Source organism: Campylobacter sp. US50a, assembly GCF_004379015.1.
In the GTDB taxonomy this organism is placed as follows: domain Bacteria; phylum Campylobacterota; class Campylobacteria; order Campylobacterales; family Campylobacteraceae; genus Campylobacter_D; species Campylobacter_D jejuni.
In genome coordinates, this window is record NZ_RYYJ01000105.1 from 1 (window position 1) to 251 (window position 251).

1 pseudogene is annotated in these 251 nt (G+C 58.2%); it reads right to left on the reverse strand.

Annotated features, from left to right (window positions below):
• Positions 1–251 (reverse strand): annotated as a pseudogene (locus ELQ11_RS09815) (IS3 family transposase); the annotation flags it as partial.

Below are 251 nucleotides of genomic sequence, written 5' to 3' on the forward strand. Positions count from 1 at the left end.
ATCCTCACCCTTGTAGCTGAAGCGTGGATCGACCGCCGGCGAGAAGCGTGAGAAGGTGTCGACAATGGTGAGGACCCGGATTTTGCGGCCGGTGGCGAGCTGATCGTGGACAAAATCCATCGCCCAGGTCTCGTTGATCTGTAGCGCGACGGTTCGATCTTCGCGCAGCTTCGCCTTGACGCGACGCTTGGGTGTCTTGTTGCGCAATTGCAGGCCCAACTCCTTATAAAGACGATAGACCCGCTTCGGGT